General features: G+C 41.9%; 29 protein-coding genes and 2 pseudogenes. 6 read left to right on the top strand and 25 right to left on the bottom strand.

Going from position 1 to position 20522, the window contains the following annotated elements; all coding sequences use genetic code 11:
• Positions 1-33: 33 nt before the first annotated feature.
• Positions 34-498, top strand: coding sequence for an acyl-CoA thioesterase (locus tag ACFI6G_RS02190; protein WP_010441044.1), 465 nt, complete (start codon positions 34-36; stop codon positions 496-498).
• A gap of 169 nt (positions 499-667) precedes the next feature.
• Here ACFI6G_RS02190 and ACFI6G_RS02185 read toward each other — a convergent pair whose 3' ends face one another.
• Entirely contained in the window at positions 668-2923 is a 2256-nt protein-coding gene (locus tag ACFI6G_RS02185) for a peptidase U32 family protein (RefSeq protein ID WP_016793517.1), read from the bottom strand.
• Between the two features lie 173 nt (positions 2924-3096).
• Between ACFI6G_RS02185 and ACFI6G_RS02180 the strand changes: the two genes are divergently transcribed.
• Positions 3097-3687 (top strand): glutathione S-transferase, encoded by a 591-nt coding sequence (locus ACFI6G_RS02180; RefSeq protein WP_241901796.1) that lies wholly within the window; start codon positions 3097-3099, stop codon positions 3685-3687.
• A 200-nt stretch (positions 3688-3887) separates the two neighbouring features.
• Here ACFI6G_RS02180 and ACFI6G_RS02175 read toward each other — a convergent pair whose 3' ends face one another.
• The 6 genes from ACFI6G_RS02175 to ACFI6G_RS02150 all read right to left on the bottom strand — a co-directional run bounded on the left by ACFI6G_RS02175 (position 3888) and on the right by ACFI6G_RS02150 (position 6978).
• The gene (locus tag ACFI6G_RS02175; RefSeq protein WP_102285912.1) at positions 3888-4337 is read right to left on the bottom strand and encodes a GyrI-like domain-containing protein; all 450 of its coding nucleotides are present in this window, start codon (positions 4335-4337) and stop codon (positions 3888-3890) included.
• A gap of 48 nt (positions 4338-4385) precedes the next feature.
• Entirely contained in the window at positions 4386-4619 is a 234-nt protein-coding gene (locus tag ACFI6G_RS02170; RefSeq protein ID WP_010441052.1) for a hypothetical protein, read from the bottom strand.
• A gap of 8 nt (positions 4620-4627) precedes the next feature.
• Positions 4628-4879 carry a Rho-binding antiterminator gene (locus tag ACFI6G_RS02165; protein WP_016788695.1) on the bottom strand — a complete coding sequence of 84 codons (252 nt, stop codon included), beginning with the start codon at positions 4877-4879 and terminating at the stop codon, positions 4628-4630.
• Positions 4880-5049: 170 nt separating this feature from the next.
• Positions 5050-5682, bottom strand: coding sequence for a type B chloramphenicol O-acetyltransferase (catB, locus tag ACFI6G_RS02160; protein ID WP_016798567.1), 633 nt, complete (start codon positions 5680-5682; stop codon positions 5050-5052).
• A gap of 92 nt (positions 5683-5774) precedes the next feature.
• Complete coding sequence (locus ACFI6G_RS02155; protein WP_016769258.1) at positions 5775-6506, bottom strand: SDR family oxidoreductase; 732 nt, start codon at positions 6504-6506, stop codon at positions 5775-5777.
• A 16-nt stretch (positions 6507-6522) separates the two neighbouring features.
• Positions 6523-6978 (bottom strand): nuclear transport factor 2 family protein, encoded by a 456-nt coding sequence (locus ACFI6G_RS02150; RefSeq protein ID WP_016784453.1) that lies wholly within the window; start codon positions 6976-6978, stop codon positions 6523-6525.
• Between the two features lie 185 nt (positions 6979-7163).
• Here ACFI6G_RS02150 and ACFI6G_RS02145 point away from each other — a divergent pair, with 185 nt between their 5' ends.
• The gene (locus ACFI6G_RS02145; protein ID WP_010441062.1) at positions 7164-7496 is read left to right on the top strand and encodes a PBPRA1643 family SWIM/SEC-C metal-binding motif protein; all 333 of its coding nucleotides are present in this window, start codon (positions 7164-7166) and stop codon (positions 7494-7496) included.
• A gap of 185 nt (positions 7497-7681) precedes the next feature.
• Here the strand turns inward: ACFI6G_RS02145 and ACFI6G_RS02140 are convergent, their stop codons facing one another.
• The 12 genes and pseudogenes from ACFI6G_RS02140 to ACFI6G_RS02085 form a co-directional block, all read right to left on the bottom strand.
• On the bottom strand, positions 7682-7906 hold the full coding sequence (locus tag ACFI6G_RS02140; RefSeq protein ID WP_102386534.1) for a hypothetical protein: 225 nt from the start codon (positions 7904-7906) through the stop codon (positions 7682-7684).
• Positions 7907-7991: 85 nt separating this feature from the next.
• Positions 7992-8399 (bottom strand): bleomycin resistance protein, encoded by a 408-nt coding sequence (locus tag ACFI6G_RS02135; RefSeq protein ID WP_016793989.1) that lies wholly within the window; start codon positions 8397-8399, stop codon positions 7992-7994.
• A gap of 151 nt (positions 8400-8550) precedes the next feature.
• A complete protein-coding gene (locus ACFI6G_RS02130) occupies positions 8551-9003 on the bottom strand; it encodes a DUF302 domain-containing protein (RefSeq protein ID WP_010441067.1) in 453 nt (150 codons plus the stop codon).
• Positions 9004-9189: 186 nt separating this feature from the next.
• On the bottom strand, positions 9190-9432 hold the full coding sequence (locus ACFI6G_RS02125) for a hypothetical protein (RefSeq protein WP_010441069.1): 243 nt from the start codon (positions 9430-9432) through the stop codon (positions 9190-9192).
• Positions 9433-9573: 141 nt separating this feature from the next.
• On the bottom strand, positions 9574-9735 hold the full coding sequence (locus ACFI6G_RS02120) for an NUDIX hydrolase (RefSeq protein WP_010441071.1): 162 nt from the start codon (positions 9733-9735) through the stop codon (positions 9574-9576).
• Positions 9732-10259, bottom strand: a complete 528-nt coding sequence (locus ACFI6G_RS02115; protein WP_016793521.1) for a P-loop NTPase family protein — start codon at positions 10257-10259, stop codon at positions 9732-9734. The genes ACFI6G_RS02120 and ACFI6G_RS02115 overlap by 4 nt, the downstream gene beginning before the upstream one ends.
• Positions 10260-10525: 266 nt before the next feature.
• On the bottom strand, positions 10526-10804 hold the full coding sequence (locus ACFI6G_RS02110; RefSeq protein WP_016769253.1) for a hypothetical protein: 279 nt from the start codon (positions 10802-10804) through the stop codon (positions 10526-10528).
• Positions 10805-10886: 82 nt separating this feature from the next.
• On the bottom strand, positions 10887-11249 hold the full coding sequence (locus tag ACFI6G_RS02105) for a DUF6404 family protein (protein ID WP_016793523.1): 363 nt from the start codon (positions 11247-11249) through the stop codon (positions 10887-10889).
• Between the two features lie 232 nt (positions 11250-11481).
• Positions 11482-11604, bottom strand: a pseudogene (locus tag ACFI6G_RS02100) (GNAT family N-acetyltransferase); the annotation flags it as partial.
• Positions 11585-11910, bottom strand: a pseudogene (locus ACFI6G_RS02095) (VOC family protein). The pseudogenes ACFI6G_RS02095 and ACFI6G_RS02100, both read right to left, overlap by 20 nt.
• 103 nt (positions 11911-12013) lie before the next feature.
• Positions 12014-12712 (bottom strand): pseudouridine synthase, encoded by a 699-nt coding sequence (locus tag ACFI6G_RS02090; protein WP_016799745.1) that lies wholly within the window; start codon positions 12710-12712, stop codon positions 12014-12016.
• The gene (locus tag ACFI6G_RS02085; RefSeq protein WP_010441083.1) at positions 12712-12873 is read right to left on the bottom strand and encodes a hypothetical protein; all 162 of its coding nucleotides are present in this window, start codon (positions 12871-12873) and stop codon (positions 12712-12714) included. Before ACFI6G_RS02085 ends, ACFI6G_RS02090 begins: the two co-directional genes overlap by 1 nt.
• A 209-nt stretch (positions 12874-13082) precedes the next feature.
• Between ACFI6G_RS02085 and ACFI6G_RS02080 the strand changes: the two genes are divergently transcribed.
• Positions 13083-13484, top strand: coding sequence for a YkgJ family cysteine cluster protein (locus ACFI6G_RS02080; protein ID WP_032546566.1), 402 nt, complete (start codon positions 13083-13085; stop codon positions 13482-13484).
• A gap of 72 nt (positions 13485-13556) precedes the next feature.
• Here ACFI6G_RS02080 and ACFI6G_RS02075 read toward each other — a convergent pair whose 3' ends face one another.
• The 6 genes from ACFI6G_RS02075 to glpT form a co-directional block, all read right to left on the bottom strand.
• A complete protein-coding gene (locus ACFI6G_RS02075) occupies positions 13557-13958 on the bottom strand; it encodes an NUDIX hydrolase (RefSeq protein ID WP_010441089.1) in 402 nt (133 codons plus the stop codon).
• 227 nt (positions 13959-14185) lie between these two features.
• Entirely contained in the window at positions 14186-14566 is a 381-nt protein-coding gene (locus ACFI6G_RS02070; RefSeq protein ID WP_010441092.1) for a SpoIIAA family protein, read from the bottom strand.
• Positions 14567-14678: 112 nt separating this feature from the next.
• On the bottom strand, positions 14679-15191 hold the full coding sequence (locus ACFI6G_RS02065) for an HAD family hydrolase (RefSeq protein WP_016793525.1): 513 nt from the start codon (positions 15189-15191) through the stop codon (positions 14679-14681).
• Between the two features lie 155 nt (positions 15192-15346).
• The gene (locus tag ACFI6G_RS02060) at positions 15347-15811 is read right to left on the bottom strand and encodes an ASCH domain-containing protein (RefSeq protein WP_016788702.1); all 465 of its coding nucleotides are present in this window, start codon (positions 15809-15811) and stop codon (positions 15347-15349) included.
• Between the two features lie 233 nt (positions 15812-16044).
• Positions 16045-17100 (bottom strand): glycerophosphodiester phosphodiesterase, encoded by a 1056-nt coding sequence (gene glpQ, locus ACFI6G_RS02055; protein ID WP_016784463.1) that lies wholly within the window; start codon positions 17098-17100, stop codon positions 16045-16047.
• A gap of 84 nt (positions 17101-17184) precedes the next feature.
• Positions 17185-18555 (bottom strand): glycerol-3-phosphate transporter, encoded by a 1371-nt coding sequence (gene glpT / locus ACFI6G_RS02050; protein WP_016769248.1) that lies wholly within the window; start codon positions 18553-18555, stop codon positions 17185-17187.
• A 536-nt stretch (positions 18556-19091) separates the two neighbouring features.
• Between glpT and ACFI6G_RS02045 the strand changes: the two genes are divergently transcribed.
• Both ACFI6G_RS02045 and ACFI6G_RS02040 read left to right on the top strand, forming a co-directional pair.
• Positions 19092-19808 (top strand): lipoprotein, encoded by a 717-nt coding sequence (locus ACFI6G_RS02045; RefSeq protein ID WP_016769247.1) that lies wholly within the window; start codon positions 19092-19094, stop codon positions 19806-19808.
• A gap of 200 nt (positions 19809-20008) precedes the next feature.
• The gene (locus tag ACFI6G_RS02040; protein WP_016784466.1) at positions 20009-20509 is read left to right on the top strand and encodes a hypothetical protein; all 501 of its coding nucleotides are present in this window, start codon (positions 20009-20011) and stop codon (positions 20507-20509) included.
• Positions 20510-20522 lie beyond the last annotated feature (13 nt).

Genomic DNA, 20522 nt, shown 5'->3' with positions numbered 1-20522 from the left:
GAAGGGTAAGTAAATAACAATAAGAGAGTTCGCATGGAAGCACTATTATCTGACTACCCGGTAGTAACAGAAATCCCTGTCGCTTGGGGAGAAATGGACGCACTCAATCACGTTAATAACGCCGTATATTTTCGCTATTTCGAAACCGCTCGCTTAGACTTTTTCAAGCACGTCGAGCTGATGGAAGAGATGGCGATTACCAAAGTTGGCCCTGTTCTTGGCGACACTTATTGTAAATATTTCCGCCCGGTCACTTATCCAGACACGCTGATGATTGGTTCTCGTGTTACAGACATTCAAGACGACCGATTCACCATGGAATACGCGATTGTCAGTAAGGCTCAACAGAAACTGACGACAGTTGGTACTGCGACCATCGTGATGTTTGATTTTGCTTCAAACCAAAAAGCTCTGCTCTCGTTGCGCTTAACCAATGAAATCGAGAAGATGAACACATTAAAGAGTCCATGCTTTAAACAGGAAGCGGTGACGGAATAACGCATTCGCCGATTAAGAATACTCAGATACAAAAAAGCCACTCGATTGAGTGGCTTTTTGTTTGGTCTTCTGGACTTATAAGCTTTTAGCTATAAACGTTGGAGCTTATAGACCTTTAACCCTATAGACCTTCGACCGTATAGACCTTGCACGCTATAGACCTTGAACGCTATAGACCTTGAATGTATTGAGCGTTAGTACGAATTTCGACTAGCTGCTCTAGGTTCTGTTGTGAACCATCAACGCCATCAATCAAACCTTGGAAGTGTTTAATCAGCTCTACTTTGTCTTGTACTTCTTTCGAACCTGCACCGATGTTGGTTAGGTCGATGAAGAACTCGTCGAACAGGCCCGAGAAATCCGTTACAGCGTCATGGTTTAAGAACTGCTCGTGGTTGTAAATGCTTGGGTAGCCACCCTTCTGCTTATCAACCGCGAAAGAGATGCCTTTAACGTTAGTAATCGTGGTCGCTTTCTCACATTTCAACATGCAACCCGCTTCGATGCTTGGCTTGTTACAACCGACGGTTCTTTGGAAGAAACACTGACGGCTAGTCATCATCAAGATTGGGTGGTAGATGCTGTAGAACAGTTTGAAGTTCTCTGGGCGGCGAATATGACGAATCTGACCTTTGTTGATCTCGTTCGAAATGAATGCGCCTGCACAGTTAAGCTCTTCTTTCAGAGTAACCAGTGCGTGAGAGTTGGTTGTGTTCATGAACGGGCCGGCAACCCACTCAATACCCATCTCGTAAGCTTTGTAAGCAATACCCGTGTTGTTGGTCACGATGCGAGCTGGCTTGATCTCTTCAAGAATACGAACAGCTTCGTCGTAGTCTTTACCGATCAATACTGCAGGGAACCAAGGGATCAAACGTGGGTTTTCGGCCAAGATATCGATGTACTTGTTGCAACGCTTCTTGAAGCTTTCCGGCAGTTTGAAGTAAACATCTGCGTCAGTCACATCACATAGGTGCAAGTCTTCCACATCCGCGATAAGCATCGACATAGTCGGCTTCTCATTCACTTTAGGGTGCTGAGGCAGTGCTGGCACTTCAACGTGCTTAATTACTTCTACAGAACCGTTCAGAATGAAGTCGATTTCATCTTTAAGATTGGACACTTCTTTCAAAGGAACAATCAGGCCAGCATCAAGGTTATCGAAGTTGTAGCTTTCTAGTGTATGAACCGCACTCTTCACAGTTTTAAAACGCTTCTCAAGTAGCTCTTGATCGATCGCCTTCTCACTTGCCGCTATCAATAACGATTTAGATTGAACCGTAAAGTTCTCTTTTGATGTGTTCACTGTCACCGTGAATGGTTGACCAAGCTTCGCGCTAAACGACAATGACACGGGTGTTTTACGAATATCAAGGAACTCGATCTTGTCGCGCATTTCGCTGCCTAGCGCATTCTTAGCTTCGTAAAGATCGCTGGTCACTTCTTGAATTTGCACAACAGAGATTTCATTGTTCTCTTTCGTCGCTTTATCAACGGCGTAGTTCATGCTGTTGTCACGCGGGTTATCGATGAACATGTCTTTCGTTAGGTTACCCTTAAGGAAAGAGTTGGTGAAATCACGGTTGAATACTTTGTGCAGGTTCGAATCATCTTCGATCAACAAACCACTTTCTACAAAGCTATCAATCTGTTTGCGCCACGTATCTACTACTGTGTATACGTAGTGTGCGCCTTTAATACGGCCTTCTACTTTCAACGAGTCAACTTTTGCGTCAACCAGTTCAGGTAGGTCGTAGTAAGCGGAGTTATCTTTCAAGTTAAGTGGGAACTTGTTGCCCGCATTGGTGATTTCGTATTCATCACGACACGCTTGGCTACAACGGCCACGGTTACCTGAGTTACCCACACTTACAGAGCTTGAGTAACATTGACCAGAGAATGCGATACACAAAGCACCGTGTACGAACACTTCGGTTAGTACATCGTGATCGTGTGCTACTTCTGTCAGCATCTTGATTTCAGGTAGGTTCAACTCTCGAGACAAGTTAACGCGTGTTGCGCCAATTTTAGACAAGAACTTAATCTGGCCTTCGTTGTGCGTTGTTAACTGAGTCGACGCGTGAACATCTAATGATGGGAAATGCTTTTTCACCAAATCGAACAAACCAAGATCTTGAACGATGATGCCGTCTAGTTTGGTGTTCACTAATTGATTTAGCAGTTTAGTGATGCTCTTAATTTCATGTTCCAGCAGCACAACGTTAAGAGTCAGAAACACTTCACAGCCATATTCATGAGCAAGGCGAATCACACCATTCAACTCATCTAACGACAGGTTAGAGGCTCTGTTACGAGCGTTGAAGGTGTCTAAACCGCAATAAACTGCATTGGCACCGGCCACGATAGCTGCTTTAATCGCCTCTACATCGCCACCTGGGGCTAATAACTCAATCTTTCTGCTCATTTTTGAAGTCGCTCACTTACTTATAATTTTTAAGCCGCGTATTCTACCTACATCACGATCTCTTTACCACCTAACAACACTTTTCAAACTAAATGACCTCAATAATGCCAAACGAATCCGATTTACCTATCCTTTATTCTTTACGTCGCTGCCCTTACGCAATGCGCGGACGAATGGGCATCGCACTATCACAGCAAAAAGTGTTACTCAGGGAAATCATTACCAAAGACAAGCCTAGCGAACTATTAACCAGTTCGCCAAAAGGTACCGTTCCGGTCTTGGTGTTGCCAAATGGACACATCATTGAACAAAGCATAGATGTCATGAACTGGGCTCTTCAACAAAACGATCCTCAAGATCTTCTTCGTTCAAGTAATCCAACACTGAGCGAACAAGTCCACCAGCTCATCAAAACCAACGATGAAGATTTTATTGGCCACTTAGAAAAGTATCGCGCGTCGGTTCGTTATCGAAACATCGATGTTGAACAACGTCGACAAGCCTGCGAAGCGTTCATTAATCAATTAGAAGTGCTACTCACCGATCGGCCCTACTTTTTTGGAGTAACCCCAAGCTTGGCCGATTTTGCGGTAATGCCTTTTGTCAGCCAGTTTGTGCGGGTCGAAAAGAAGTGGTTTGTACAATCTGAATACAAAAACGTAGGACGTTGGTTAAGAGCGCGCTTGGAAAGTAAGCTCTACACCCAAGTCATGAAGCAATACCCTTTGTGGAATGAAACCAAGCAAGATTGTGTTTTTGGGTGACTTAAGGGTATTTGAGGTACTCTAGGGGAATTCAGGGTTAGATAAGCGTAAGTATTAAGATAATTACGTGACACTGTATCTTCTTTGTAATTAAAATATATTCAAAGGCTTAACGGATGGCCGTAGTCTCTTGACCGGCTACCACCATCTCCTAACTAGTAACACAACCTAAGTTAAGCCTGTTGTTTATTTTAAACTGATCACTGAATCGCTATCGAAATCTCGACTTCAGTTTCGCCTTTGTAGAATTCAAAATCTGTCGTGTAAGTTCGAACGTGTGAACAATCAGGTGAGTTGAAATACGTCCACACTTCTCCCCATAGATCGATGACCGCTTGAGGAAGTTCACCTTCAGCAGAAAACGTCAGATATTTGCCTGCTTCAATCTTGGTTTCAATAAGATTATTTAAGTCTTGATCCGTTAACGCATTAGTACACGCGATAACATCAAACTCACCCGTAAAATCAGACTCGTAATTAGTGTAGACACCGTACACTTTTGAATCCGGCGTCAGTTTGGGAAAAGCCTGATCAAAAAAGCCCTGCCACAATTGACCTATCTTCGCTTTAGTTGGGTCAACCTCATCCTGATTAGTGGTTCTTACTGAAAACCCATACGCCTTTACGGCTTCAATCGTTTCTACTTTCATTCGTTTTATTCCTAAGCCAACGATGGTTTGAGCATATTGAATCGATACCTAATCTTCAATCTCTTTATGACCACACTTCTCACACACTATATGACGAGAAAATTCGTCCATAGATGCGATAAATGGGCCAAGAAACCAACCTTTTATCATGCCTGCCCAAAACTCGCTTCGCTTTTGGTTAGGTTTCTCTGCAAACGCACTCGTCTTTCTGACCAACACCACAACGTGCTGTGTATCTTCTCGGCATGCGGTGCAATAGCATTGTTCTATGGTGTTATTCATTTGAAAGCCTATGACGTTTTGAATGAAATCTGCTGAAAATGAGGGTTGTCGACACAAACTTCTAGTGTGGAAAGGTCTGTGAGTATGACAAGTTGTTCTACACCTTGAATACTGACCTTAATGCACTCTTCACGGCTATCATTGCGTTGAGTATCTAATCCGACACATTCAATCTGCTCGCCAGATTTCAGCGTTAATTTGATTGGGTATCGGTGCATACACACAATCTCAATATAATCGTAATCGTTGCAACTAATCATAATACCCTTCCAATTCATCCACCACGCTAATGCGACATGCCATACTATTCAATATCCTTACAATCAATAAGTTACTCGTATCACAATCGCATTGCCATAATCAGATTATTGAGTAATTTGTTAAATTTAATCTCGTTCTCACCATTCACATTTCATCTGTGAACGACAATTTAAGGCTTCAAGAATCCTTTCCAATAATGGTACAAACCACCAATGTCTGAAGAACACATTAGCGACATTGCGCCTTTGATTTGTTCTTCGCACCATTCCCACCATTTCATTTCTAACAACTGAGCCATTTCAGTCTCATTGAAACGATAGCGAATATGACGTGCTGGGTTTGAACCGACAATGGAATAAGGTGCGACGTCTTTCGTAACAACAGCTCTACTTGCGATAATGGCACCGTCACCGACTTTAATGCCACTCATGATCATAGCTTCTGTGCCAATCCAAACGTCATTACCTATCACGGTGTCGCCAGAACGTTCAAAACCATCAACCGCACGTTCGAACTTTTCATCGTCTTGATAGAAGAATGGGAAGGTACTCACCCATTGATTTTGGTGGCCTTGGTTGCCCGCCATCATAAATACAGCACCAGAGCCAATTGAACAGTAACGACCAATAATTAGCTTGTCGATATCAGTTCTATCAGGCAACAAGTAACGTGCACAGTCATCAAAACTGTGATTATGGTAATAGCCTGAATAGTAACTGTGCTCACCGACGATGATATTCGGGTTGGTCACTTGCTCTTTCAGTGATTTACCAACAAACGGACTTTCAAAATAGTTTTTCATGTTTGTACTCTTAGTTTCATTCTTTTAGTTTGGTACTTTTAATGGCCTGTTGATGGTTAACTGAGTTCTCTGAATGTTATGGACGCTGGCCTCTATCGCCCACCTGCAATATCTATAAACGAACCTGTCACATAGGAAGCTTCGTCTGATAATAACCACGCTATTGAGTTCGCAACTTCTTCTGGCGTACCACCACGTTGTAATGGCAATTGTGCCGCTAATCGGTCAACGCGATCAGGTTCTCCACCGTCTGCATGCATTTCGGTATAAATACACCCCGGCCTTACACCATTAACTCGGATATTACGGGACGCTAGCTCAAGCGACAGACCTTTGGTCAATGAATCCATCGCACCTTTCGAAGCAGCATAATCGACATATTCAAATGGTGCACCGGTTCGAGATGCTGCAGAGGATACATTCACAATCGAACCTGCGTCTCCAGCTTGTTTGATAAAGGCTTTACTACATAAAAAGCAGCTCGATACATTCGACTTCATGACCTTTTCAAAGCGGTCTAATTCGATATCAACCAATGCTGATTGGGTAAATAAAATCCCGGCGTTATTAACCAAATGAGTTACAGGGCCTAGTTTATTACGAGCGATCTCAAACAAGGATTTGACGTCTGATTCAACAGACACATCCGCACGTACGCTGATAGCAGTTCCACCCTGTTCACGAATTTCATTAACCAGATCTTCGGCTCTTGTTTCGTTGTGAATAAAGTTAACACATACCGCATAGCCTTTACTGGCCAACAGTTTCGACGTCGCTGCGCCAATGCCTCGGCTCCCGCCCGTTACTATTACTACCTTGTTCAATGAAATCTCCTAATGCTTACTTATTCGACGCAACTTTATTATTCAACGCAACTTTATTATTCGATGCAAGCTGATTGTTCGATATAGCCTGATTGTTCGTCACAATCTGAACCCACTGTGATCGCCACGCTGGCGCTTCAAATGGAACTGGCCAAAACTCCGTTTGCTTTTGAATCAAGCCATCGACAACCGTGTGAAAAGTAATCACGCGATCTTTCAATACGCTGTCAGTGACCGAGACATCCGTCACCACCGTATCACCTTCACAGACAATCGAGTTGAGCTCGAACTCCCAAACTCCGTTAGCTGGGTATTCAGAATTGATTGCTGTAAAGTTGCTTCGACCAGTCGTCAACTCAGACGACTGAGGCCAATGTCCTTGAAAATCGTCTGCCAACCATTCACTCGCCTTTGCAAAATCATTGGTCCTCATTGCGTCCCAAAAACCAAGTACCACTTGTTTTGGTTTCATTGCTCTTCCTTAATTAGCTCAATGTAGCGAAGTATCTCAATATGATGATTACACGCACTTCCGCTCTGACCGCTAAAAGAACATTCACATCACTGCTTTATCAATTTCAATATATCAGTATAATCCCCCGCTCTATAACGCTCTCCCGTTGGAATAGCGTCATCCCAATTTGTAATGAGTACCCAATGTCGAAACTATTTTTCAAAGGCCGTATCGAGACAAGACAAAATCACGTTCTTGCTGGCTACAACGTAAACCGCGATGTTAAAGCGGGTACTGAAGAGTCACCAATCGCAGTAATGGTTCAAACTGAAGCTCGTAAAGCAGAAGTTGAAGCTCTAGCAGCAAACAGCGCTATCTTTGTAAACATTACAGTAGATGCAAACAAAGAAGAAAACACGCTTGAACTAGATACGCTATTAAACAAGCCAAAAACGATGACGTTTGAAAAAACACCTAATCGTAACGATCCATGTTCATGTGGTAGCGGCAAGAAATACAAGAAGTGCTGCGCTTAAGCGTTCTGAATTTCAATAACCAAGACTGTGATTGAGATTAGCGATTAAAAGACGGGTAGATCACAAGATCTGCCTGTTTTTTTATGTCCTTTTTATAATAAACACTTTGTTTATTGTTCGACTTTGGCACAACATTTGTCTAGAACTCTAAACTGAGTAACTAAGAAACTAGCCATCAAAAGACGTTAATCAAGGTTATCGGGAGTACGTAAATTAGTACCACACTTTGTGCATTTGTAGTCACCAGTTCCACCACTTAAGGCTAACGACGATAAAATCAGTCCAAGCAATCCAGGTTTCTTTGCTTCTTGAGGTGCTTTTTGAACTTGGTTACTAAACATGGTGTATTTATGACGAGTCAGTACTTTGCAATTACAGCAAAATGCTCTGGTTTCTTCACTCCCGTACATGTCGGAGTATTCCTTTAATCGTTTACTTATGTTGTTTTAATCGCATTGTGAATGTTGGCCGAAGATCTATGCCAAAGGCATCAATTCAATGGCGGTCCTGACAAAATCGAAATAAGTAGCCATCTGGCGTTTGAACAATGAATTGCTTTTGAATCGCGACACGGTCATCGCATGAGTACGATTTAGACTCTAATGTTAAGTAAATAGACGCTTTAGACTGGTCACTAACTTGTTGATACAAGGTATCGATGTCCGACACATCCCATTGAAAGTTTACCCCTCGCCCAAACGGTACTTCTAGCTTATCTGTAATCCACTTACGACTATCGCCATTAAGCCCTTCGAGCATGACATCGACACCATCCAGAGTCAGATAAGCAAAGGCTTCTTCTGGACGTTCGTATTTAACCGAAAAACCCAACACTTCCACAAAGAATGACTTACTCACCTCTATATCTAAACAATAAAGTTCAGGTACTACTCGTAATGTCATGATGTCCCTATTTCGTTATTCCTGATGACGTGCAAAGTAAAACCTACACTCTATAAGAAACCCACCATATTGGGTGGGCTTCATCGTTCACTTCTTGTCTAAGCAGTTTAACTGAATGGCGTTAAACAAGGTTTCAGGCTCGAAATCATCATTACTTAGCGATTGTCGCTTCCGATAATTTACTCAGCACACCTGATATTTTCTTAATCACCTCATCACAGCCGTTAATAGCATGACGTTCCATCAAGTAATTAGGATCGTTGTAAGACAACCAGACTTTCTTATTCGAATCTTCGGTTACAAGCACTTTCTGTGGTAAATCAATCGCCACATCTTGCTGGCACTGCATCAATGGCGTACCAACCTTAGGGTTTCCAAAAATAATAACTTCGGTTGGTCTCAATTCAAGATCAACACTGCTCGCGTTTTTCTGATGGTCGATTCTTGCGAACAACGTTAAGCCTTTGCTTTTAGCGATACTTTCAAAACGGTCAGCGGTTTCTTTTACCGAGTAATTACTTTGGTACTTAATCAAACCGTCAGAAGCGGCGACTGAAAATGATGCCGCAAGTAAAACGGCGCCTAGTGATAGTAATTTTTTCATTGTTACCTCTGAGAGTTAGCCTAGTTAAACACATCATTTCTAACGCCACTTTAAGGTAAGTAGCACAACCAATACCAGTATAGACACGTTTCAATACTCAATTTGCCCAGAGGCTCACCTTTCTTGTTCATCACTCAGCCCCGTCTAAACCCTTCAATCATAAAAACCACAAGCCTCATCGACACATTAATGCCACGATGTTGTGTTGCATTTTTCACATTCGTATCGTTGCTCTTCTTCAACAAAGAAACTGCTAGAATGAGAGTCTGATTTAAACAGTGTCGTCATCAAGAACTCGATCAACATACCAAACTTAAATTGCTTCATTTCTGATGCAGAATCGTCAGGTTTGGTTATTGGGAGATGAGGCGTCAAAGCGTTGCACTTCTCGCAGTTGTACGGGTGTTTAATGTATTTGTTATCAAGCATTTATATAAGTCAATCAACAATATAGTGTAGATTTTATATTATCAACTTATGAATCCTACCCCTAACATATTATAAATAATTAAGAACGAATAGTGATGCATAGCAAAAATGTGCTGATTCGGACTCAAAACCGATAATTACTTAGTTGACCTCGTTTTTAATCCTTTCATAAGCTTCCCATAAGGCGATGCGATTAGAATCATACTCTAAGAGCCGGCAAGCCTCTTGGTAGCAGAACCAACGAAGTTCTGTATGCTCATTCGATGGCCGAGGTTCATTAGATACTTGAAACGGCACTCTCATCGATGTTCCTTAATCATGCACTTCAATACAAAATCATTTAACTCCGCAACAGTTTTGATTACATGAACTTCTTTCTCAGGCGACTTTCCAAGTACCTTTAACATAAAGTCATCGTTCCAAAATTTTGGACACAATTTTAGTATTTTGTAGCTTTGTAATGTGCCTTTAAAAATAGAGCTTCCATCAGGCCAACCTTCTGGTTTGACGAATAACCCTTTTAGCAAACGCTTGGCGACGAACCAATAACTGACTGAATACGGAAGGTCGATATACACAAGCGTGTCGGCTTCTTCTAAACGTTGATAGAACAAACTGATCGGCCCTAACCCATCCATGATCCAAGTTTCTGAATTGATTATCTTATCGTGAATGTCTTTAAATACTTCTTTATCGACTAATTCACCACTTGGTTTGTATACCAAGGAATCCAATTGATGAAGTGGCAAATTGGTAACAGAAGCAAGTACTTTGCTTACTGTCGATTTTCCACTGCCTGGCTTACCAAAAACGGCTACTTTTTTCATGTAAACTTCTCCAAGAGTCTATTTCCCCGAAAGATAGATACACAAAACCCACCTTTACGGGTGGGTTGATTAGTCTAGAGCGTATCGAATCCCACCATTCTATGGAATGATGATAATTCGGTAATTAACGTGCTTTAGACTAGTTTTCATACAGCCACTTTCATATATTGGAAGTAACATGTCAATTGGATTCATTTAAAAAATACAGAATGAGCCTAGCGATATTATTAGCTCAACTCCCGTTAATAGGCAGCGGAACAATAAAGTTATGCAAACACACAAAAAACCAGAGGTACTAAGCTGGCGATCAAGAAACGGCTTCCTAAGTTCGTGTTTTCCAACTTATTCACTACCGTCGTTTTGGCTGAATCATTATCGATCAGACTACTCGCAGTCACTCCTGCCACATTGCTTGGATCACTATATCCAACGGTATGTCCAGTAAATGAAAACAACGTTCCTAACCCAAGGAGAACCAGCATCGTATAAAATGCGTAGTCACTTAAAAAGTGAATAGAGAGATAACCAAACTGCCACTCAAGCACATAAATCGATCCAAACGTGACAAGATTGGAACAGGCAATAAACGCTATTAACTTCTTCAAAATTTTATACCTCAGTGTATTGTTAGTTCTCTGTGAGTTTATTCTGTTCAAGCAACCGTTCTAGTGTGCTGAGCCCAAACTTCCGTCGTGCTCTAGCAACCTCAAGAGCAGAGCATAACCCGGTAAATAAACCGAAGAACAAAGAGCAATACACTTGGAATGTTGTGAAACCTTCAAACTGCCAAAATAACAACCACATAAATCCACCCCAAAAAACAGAGCCAAATATAGCTTGAAGAAAAAACAACTTAAACGGGCTTTCAAATACCCGAGGCTTCGCTTCAATACGAAGTAACTTCCACCATAGGTAAAAGTATGGATTCGTTAATTGAGGTTTCACGCCCTTTTCTACCAGTAGGACTCTTACAAACTCCATTTTCTGCATAAATAATCCTTACCTTGAAACCAATAAACCAGGACGCCTTTTAATGACAACGGTATTGAACCGCACAAACAACTTCCCTGGTACATTTGATCTCCTTAACTGAAAGTCCCTAATTCACCCGTGTAATATATGGGTAACGTTGTGACCTAGCCTAACTCATTAGGCCATGAACGAACACTGAATTGGGCCAAAAATGCCACGCATATTGAATCAGTTAAATATATTCATAATGTTAAACGTTGCTGTTACTAGAACTATTAAATGAATACATTCGAACTTCGTCACGTGGAAACCAGCCCAGCTTTTCGTAAAACTGTTGAGCGTTGATACTGTCGTTATAAACAAATAAATGGGACACTACTTGGGTCAATGATACAAAACTCAAGCATTCCCCAAGGCTGCTCAACAACCTCGGAAACGGTAACTTAAAATTCCGACACTACATTAGAGTTTTGGATGTGTTGAGACCAACTTTTTACGTCTTCAACCAGCAAGTGCATCATGTAATTGTGACAATGCGCAGGTTCATAAAAGTTTTGCAGAAGGAAGGCACAACTGCCATGTCGTAAATATCGTGAAATTCAGACATAACTTCAAAGCCGATTGACTGGTAAAAACGCTTAGATAAACTGAGGTCTTTCGCGGGTACGAAAGACTTAATTTCTGAGACTTTGAGGTTTTACATCCTACATCCTACATCCTACATCCTACATCCTTATAGTATTGATATTCTGATGCTAACTCGCTTTAAGAGATTAAAACATTTATTCCGAGCCCTGCTGAAATGAGTCGACTTCGGCTTTGGTTAGATAACGCCACTGACCTACTTCAACATCTAAACGAACATCACCAATCTGTTCACGGTGAAGACCAACAACTCGATTCCCTACCGCAGCAAACATTCGTTTTACTTGGTGAAACTTACCTTCTGTAATAGTCAACAGCACTTCTTTACTGGTAATCACTTCAAGCTCTGCCGGACGCGTCGGTTTTTGTTCGCCTTGCAATTGAATGCCCGCTTTGAACTTATCAGCGACATCATCTTTGATATCTCGTGACAATGTCACGCGGTATACCTTCTTACATGACTTGGTTGGCAGCGTAATATTGAATGACCATCGCCCATCATCGGTAATCAAAACTAAGCCTGTGGTGTCAGCATCTAAGCGCCCTACTATGTGCAATTCTGATACTTTGCCTATCTCGATGTAGTTGAACAGCGAGGGATAGACTTCGTCGATATTGGAGCAAATAGTACCCGCAGGCTTGTGCATTAAGAGGTAACGAAATTCACGTAAATGAAGCGGCGTGCTGTTTAACAAGATGGTGTTGCTTTCGTGAACCTGAGTCGATTCGTCGGTGACAGTCTCACTGTTTACATTCACCTCGCTATTACGGATGCGTTCAATCGCTTCAGGCTTGGTTAGTTCAGTGCTTTTACATAGGTATTTATCAAGGCGCATTAATCGTCGGCACCACATTTAGCACAAGGCTTATAAGTTCGTTCACCTTGCTCGATAACCACATAATCACCTATGCACTTGTCACATAAAGCGAGCTTTGGGTAAGCGTCTTTTTGTTTCTTTGCGTTGATGTTGCCTTCGGTGGTGTATACCGTTCTCATTTTGATGCCTTTGCTTGAATAACGTGAGAGGCACAAATTGTATCACTGTTTACAGCTTTGATTGGAGTGGTCGTGCATAGATAAATTAATTTTAAGTATCGCTATTCCAAGTTCGCGCCCCTTAACGGTATAAGCATGAACAACTAAGGCAACGTGCCACGCCTATCAGTGGTAAAATGACAAAAGCTCACCAACCAATGAAGTCACTAATGAAAAATTGTAATCAATGCGGGAAATGCTGTATCAAATACGGAGATGGCGACCTTGCCGCAACGCAAGAAGAGATTGATTTGTGGGAGTTGTTCAATCCAGACATCTTTGAATATGTTCGTGGAAGCGAGATCTGGTTCGACCCTGAATCTGGTGAACGTTTAAGCCGTTGCCCTTTTCTGGAACTGGTTCCGACGAAAGATACCAAGGCTCAAGCCAGGTACACCTGTAGCATCTATTTAGACCGACCAGAAGATTGCAGACATTATCCAAGCCTGATTAATGAGATGGTACGAGATGAGTGTGAAATGATTGAGGTAGTGGATTTACAAGACACGAAGAAAGCTCAAAGGAAACTCGATCTATTGATGAAAGACAGCCGCCCTTCAAGCTATTCTTAAGTGATGATCTTTTAAAGATCAGTCTGCAACATTAGCTAATTAGCACTAATACAGCTGATAGATGCTAAAACCTTAAGCCAAATACTGGTTCGCTTCTAACCAATCAAGCGCAACCAGTGCTGCCAATGAGCATACCGCTCTGTCGTTACCATCAACAAACTTAAGCTCTTCGATTTCAGCATCTGGAGACAGTTCGCCAGTATAATCAGCAAGATAACAAGTCAATTGCACCGATACGCCTTCCGCTTTGCCATCAGCTTGGCCTGTAAAGGTCTCAACGTATTTAATGGAGTCTGACACTAAATCGACAGAGATCTCTTCTTTGATTTCGCGAACTAGTGCTTGCTCATCACTTTCGCCAGCTTCACGCTTACCACCCGGTAGATAGAATAGTTCTTTGCCTTTTGATCTCACCATCAACAACTTGCCGTCTTTGATGAATATCCAAGCCAGCTTATCAATTACCTTATGCATGTCGTTAGACCTTATTTTTGTTTTAGTTCTCGTTTTACTGAATCTGGTCACACTATTACTCTCGACCAAACAAAGCCTGGGTATGTTACACGCTGGAATGAATATACTCTATGGAGTCGAATAGGAATTATCATAGCCAAAATGAAAAATGACAGCTTTCGAGACAATGAGCGTCAACTGTCATTAGTGTTGTTTACAGATTGATCTATAACTGTCTGCGAATAGGATCAATCGACTAGCCACTTAAGTGCAGAGTCGTGATCTTCAAATGACTTAATCTCACCCGACACAAACCAACTGCCGACTTTTGATGCCATTTCTTGCCAACTTTTATCGCCGTAAATAGCAATTTTGTCTATCTTCGAATTGAGCTCTAATCCCAATTTGAAATCGTCCCAAGCAGCCCGCAACTCCCAACCTGTTAAAGATGATATATCGACCAGCATCTTAAGTTCAGATGAATCGAGTTCTTCTAATGTTGTATTTAGAATTGGTATCATTGCTTGGTAATCATTGTGTGTGAGTTTTCCTTTCGCTTTAAACACAACAATGGTTTCACCGTTAACACGTTCAATTCCAACCGATATTCCGTGACGTTCGATACTCATAATCTAGCCCTCATAGTGGAAACTAGAGTTAGCTTAAAGGATTAAACAACAAAGAGATGGGAGATTGACGTCAAAACAGACAAGTGCTTTATCTAGGCTGAATTTCAGAGAGTTAATCGCGCTTCTCCAACAGTTCGCTTAGGTTTTTAATTTGCACGATACGGGGGGGCTCTGACTTAAAATCAACTCGACTAGTGTTCAACCACACCGCTTGCAAACCCGCTTCAAGTGCTGGGTAAATGTCTTTCTCTAATGTATCACCTACCATGGTGATATCTTGAGGTTCAACACCAAGCTTAGAAATGATGGCGGGATAAAAATCCGAGTCGTATTTAGATAAGCCAAGGGTAGCTTTGCAAAAATAACCCGATAAATACCGAGTGAGCCCTACTCGTTCAAAAGCTTTGATGATGTCTTGCTCGCTTGAGTCTAATGCGTTAGTCGCAACATAAAGCTGGTGGGTTTTAGATAGTTCACAAAGTATTTCCCGAGCACACTCGACCACTTTAACTCTCTCCCAGTCACACATCTTCCCTTGTGCATCTGGGAAATCGACCATCAGCGTATTGCCCCAGTCGAATAACACGATTTTTGTTAGATCGATTTGCTTTGTAATATTGTTCATCTTGCCTCCTGCATGCGATGAATTATCTAGCCCTCAAGCGAGCTTATAAGAACTTCTCGAACAGTTAGGCTCATTGTGGTCAACCTTGTTGCTGTTTATTGAGCACGATCTCCTAAACACAAAATTTCACGTATTGTGAATCAACAAAATACCCTTTATTGATAAACCACTTTGAAGCGCTCTAATACGAGTAACATGTCTTCAGCTGGCGATATTTTGAGCTCTTCACATTCACGCGAGAAGAAGTTCCAGTGCGCTTCTTTCCACCATTCGAGTGTTTTATCACCCTCACCTTCCGCGGCAGCAAATTCAGCAGTGACTTCGTTGTATTTGCACTGTGAGACTGAAGTAATCTCTACAATACAAACTGGCTTGCCATCCCAATCAGTGACGACTTGCAAATGCCCTACGACAGGCATCGCTTCCCCTTCATGGCTGTACCAATATTCAAGGCTGCAAGACGCCTGTTTTTCGCCTTTGAGAATCAACTGAGCGCAGAGATTGGCGTTGTATTCATCAGCGCAGTAATAGTCGGAACTAAAAGACGTATATTGAGAAGCCACTTCGGTTGGCAATGTATTGAGGTAACTATCGAGATAATCTTTGCTTCTTTCTTCCATGATTTTTCCAGTTTGAATATAAGGTTCAGTCAGTGAGAAATAACAGACTGTAGTGAGAAATAACAGACTGTAATGTTGGTAAGCTATCAAGGGGAGAGATTGGTGTAAACCTAGGAATTTCAAAATGGTAATTACAGTGAGAACGAGGCTCACAAGGAAGAACTAAAAGCATTTTTAAGTTTTACTTTTAGCTCTTCGTATCTCGTTATTAGTGCTTCGTAACTGGAAGGGAATTAACGGTTAAGGAACTCTACCGCTTTGTCTGGGAAGTCGGTAAACACGCCATCGACTTTAACTTGGTTGTAAAAGACATCCAACATACCATCAAAGTTATCAGCATAGGCTGGGATTCTTCCTGGATCGGCACGGAACGTATACGGGTGAACGTCTAAGCCCGCGTCTTTTGCTGACTTCATCAATGGTTTAATAATGATGTTATCTTCGGTCGATGCATCGTCTACCAACATAGGTTTCCAAGGACCAATGCCGTCAGCATAGCTAGCGACTTTTGCCATGCCGCCTTTCTCAAACATCCAGTCGTAGCTGTACGGCGTCGCTTTCTCACCTTTATAAGTCATGGTTTCGTTCCAATCGGTATAAGCCATCAACTGAACGAGCTTGAGATCCATTTCCATGGCCGGCATAAGTTCATCATTGATACGCTGAAGTTCATTGGCATCAAAACACTGTAAATACACTTTGTCGCCTTTCGATAGGTAACCATATTGATGTAAAGTCGCAAGCACTGCTTTAGAAATATCTTTGCCTTCGTGACGATGGAACCAAGGTGCTTTGATTTCAGGATAAATGCCTACGTCATAACCGAGCGTCTTGTTTAAGCCTTGGATCAGCTCGATTTCTTCTGCAAAAGTAGCGACCCGGAAATCAGACTGCCACATAGGGAAACGTGTTGGGTACCCTGCCACTCTGTTGCCTTGTTCATCGAGGTTAAAGCCTTCAGTCACTTTTAATGATTTGATCTCGGCAAGCGTAAAATCAATGGCATAGTAGCGGCCATCAGCGCGTGCTCGTGTTGGAAAGCGGTCAGCAACATCGGTGACTCTATCTAAATAGTGATCATGTAACACCACCAATTGATCGTCTTTGGTCATCACCACGTCTTGTTCGATATAGTCAGGTTTCATTGCATAGGCAAGTGCTTTGGCAGGCAACGTATGTTCAGGTAAATAACCTGATGCACCGCGATGCGCAATCACTAAAGGTTCAGCAAATGCGTTTGCTGATAAGCTCAATGCCAAAAGAGTCATACACATTGACGTTGTTTTCATTATTTCCATTCCTTTGATAGAAAAGAGGCAGGAATATCCTGCCTCTTTGATTTATTGACGTTGTTTTATTAGGTTAAAGAGCCGTTAAGCTAACGCTTCTTTCTCTTTTTCAAGATTTTTTTGTTTATGATGTGCTCGCTCACCCATGAAGGCATAAAGCAAACAAATTAATGATGCAATACAAGCGCCCACCAAAATAATGAAACCACCATCCCAACCGTAATGGTCAACCATAAACCCAAGCACTGCGTTTGCAGCAACCGCACCACCTAAGTAACCAAACAGACCTGTTAAGCCTGCCGCTGTACCTGCAGCTTTTTTAGGAGCAAGCTCTAGCGCGTATAAGCCGATGAGCATTACCGGACCATAGATAAGGAAACCAATTGCAATCAGCGCCAACATGTCAATCGTTGGGTTACCTGCTGGGTTTAGCCAATAAACTAATACAGCGATAGTAACCAAAACCATGAATAAGATACCTGCAGGTGCGCGTCGGCCTTTAAACAATTTATCTGAAATCCAACCACACAATAGCGTGCCAGGTATACCCGCCCACTCATACAAGAAGTAAGCCCAAGAAGATTTATCTACTGAGAAGTCTTTTGCTTCTTTCAAGTAGACCGGAGCCCAATCAAGTACACCATAACGAATAAGGTAAACAAACGCATTAGCAATCGCGATTGACCACAACAACTTGTTAGAGAAAACGTACTTAAAGAAAATCTCTTTCGCCGTCATTTCTTTCTCATGGGATTTATCGTAGTCGTCTGGGTAATCGTCTTTGTGTTCTTCAATTGGTGGTAAGCCACAAGACTGAGGTGTATCTCTTACAGTGAACCAAACAAAAATAGCAACGAGAGTGGCAAAAAATGCAGGAACATAAAAAGCGGTTCGCCAGTCGTCATTAAAAGCCCAAAGCCCCAATAGGAACATTGGGCCGATCAAGCCGCCACCGACATTGTGTGCCACGTTCCATACGGAGACTATCTCGCCGCGTTCTTTTCGTGACCACCAGTGAACCATGGTTCGCCCACAGGCCGGCCAACCCATACCTTGAAACCAACCATTTAGAAACAACAGGATAAACATCGCAGTAATACTACCTGTCGCCCATGGCATAAAACCAAAGCAGAACATCACCAATGCCGACATCAACAAGCCGCCACTGAGGAAATAACGAGGGTTAGAACGGTCCGACACGCTCCCCATTAAAAACTTAGATAAACCGTAAGCGATGGATACTGCGGCTAAAGCAACCCCTAGTTCGCCTCGGCTATACCCTTGTTCAATAAGGTATGGCATCGCCAAACTGAAGTTTTTGCGTACTAAGTAGTACCCTGCATAACCAACAAAGATGCCGAGAAAAAGCTGCCATCGTAAACGTGTGTAGGTGCTATCAATCTTATCTGACGATAAACGATCGATATGCGCCATAGGTTTGAATATTCCAAACATAGGAACCTCATAATTATTGGGCGATAGAAATTTAAAATGCTCGAACGAAAAAATTAAACGCTCATTCGAAATCAGGGGAATTGTATGTGCTTCAGGATTATTTTCTGTGATATAGCTATCTATTAACAATAAATAACTTTAAATACAGCATATTAGTTTCATTTAATTAGACTGCGCTTCATATTTTCGTTTTTGTATATCTAACTTCAGGAAACATTAAGTGGGTACATTTTGTTCGAATGAGCAAATATCGAACAAGTTATTCATTAAAAACAAATCAAGGTGTAGAAACTCCACCATCCCACCAACCTACAATCGCACTTATATTCTATGGCTTTCTTTTGAATCTTAAATACATAACCAATCGTGATGTCAAACCTATGCTTCCGTTTATTTATTGAACGCTGGTGATTACGTATCGTACAACCTCAAGTGATGCAGCAATGCCCAAAACAACTTTATTTGTTCGCCCAATATTTTGGGTATGGTGTGCAGTCATCAGCTTCTTACTAATTAATTAAACGATAGGAAATATCATGAACAAATCACTTATCGCTCTTGTACTTGCTACTGTTTTAGCTGGCTGTTCATCAGGTGGTACATCTGAACCGACACAACCTGAATTTGATGGTGACTACGGTTTTGAAAATATCGATCCCGGTTTCGGGCAAGATGATACCGATAACGATGGCGGTTATGAGAACGTAGACCCTGAATATGGTGTAGATGCACCCGGTCTAAAAGACAAAATTGCACAAGCTGATTTGGGTTTCGTACATATCCCTGAGTTGGGTGATATTCCATTTTTTAATACGGATACTGATGAAGCGCACATCGGGGCTGTAAAAGAGCGCTCTAGTGAAGAAGAAACCCTCTATAGCATCTATGTGGATGACAAGCGTGTTGGTGAAATCATCATTCGTGATAACTATGTCACGATTAGCTCTGGAGACAAGATGATCTCAGGCAGAAAAGATTCAATCACTTATGCCGACAATGATTACACCTTCTGGACAGTGCGAGATACGAGCGGAAATGTAGTTGGTGACTTTAAACGTCTCGATGACGGTGTTTGGGTATTCCGTGAGGAGATGAGCAGAGAAACATTTGTGGTGAAGTATCACAACGGCCAATGGAACTTCATCCCAGTAGCAGAGATAAAGAGCAAGGTAAAAGATAACTTACCTTCGCAAGCAGCCGTTACCAAAGTTCGAGCAAAGATACAGGCAAATAAGCTTCGTACGCTGAAGTAATCATTCTTAATAAAACAGAACTGCCGGGCATTCAAACAGTACGTTTGAGTGCCCTTCTTTTCCTACCAATATTTCTACGTAGCTCTTTCAGTAAAATGCTTCAATCTTTCAAGGATGATTCGAATTACGTGACCAATTTAATGGTTGTCTAGGTTTATACCGAGATCGCCAATATTCTGTAAACATAAGCGAGTGATCAAATGACCATCAAAAACCTTCCTCTATTGGCTCTAACCGCTTTATTGTTGTTATCTATTACCAATGTTCACGCTTATGAGCAAAATCAAGATGAAACCGCGATTACATTTGGTCTATCTGCTGAACGTGGTTGGCGTGATTGGTCTGCTTCTTACATCAAATACCGTGGTGTTGGTTCTCTGGGGTATGGCTTTGAATTTACACGCTCTGCATACAATGATGACACCTCTTCTTATGAATACAAACAACGCGACAATGAATACCAGTTTCACGTCCCTATTGGTATAACCGAAAACCTTTACATAACACCGGGCTACGGCATTAAACGCACCCATACTGATGTCACATTTGATAGGAACAAGTTCTCAGACAGTTCAACCAAACAAGTTGGCGGCTTAGATGCAACCTACATTATGGACAGTGGTTTTGTGGTAACGGCCGGTTTCGACAAAGCAGAAGGTGAAGACTTGGAGTTTTCAATTGGTGCAGGTATCGCATGGTAAGCGAAGGTTTTGG

This window comes from Vibrio sp. PSi01 (genome assembly GCF_054960695.1).
Note: the sequence above shows the minus strand (reverse complement) of the source record. Positions and strands in the feature narration are given on the sequence as shown.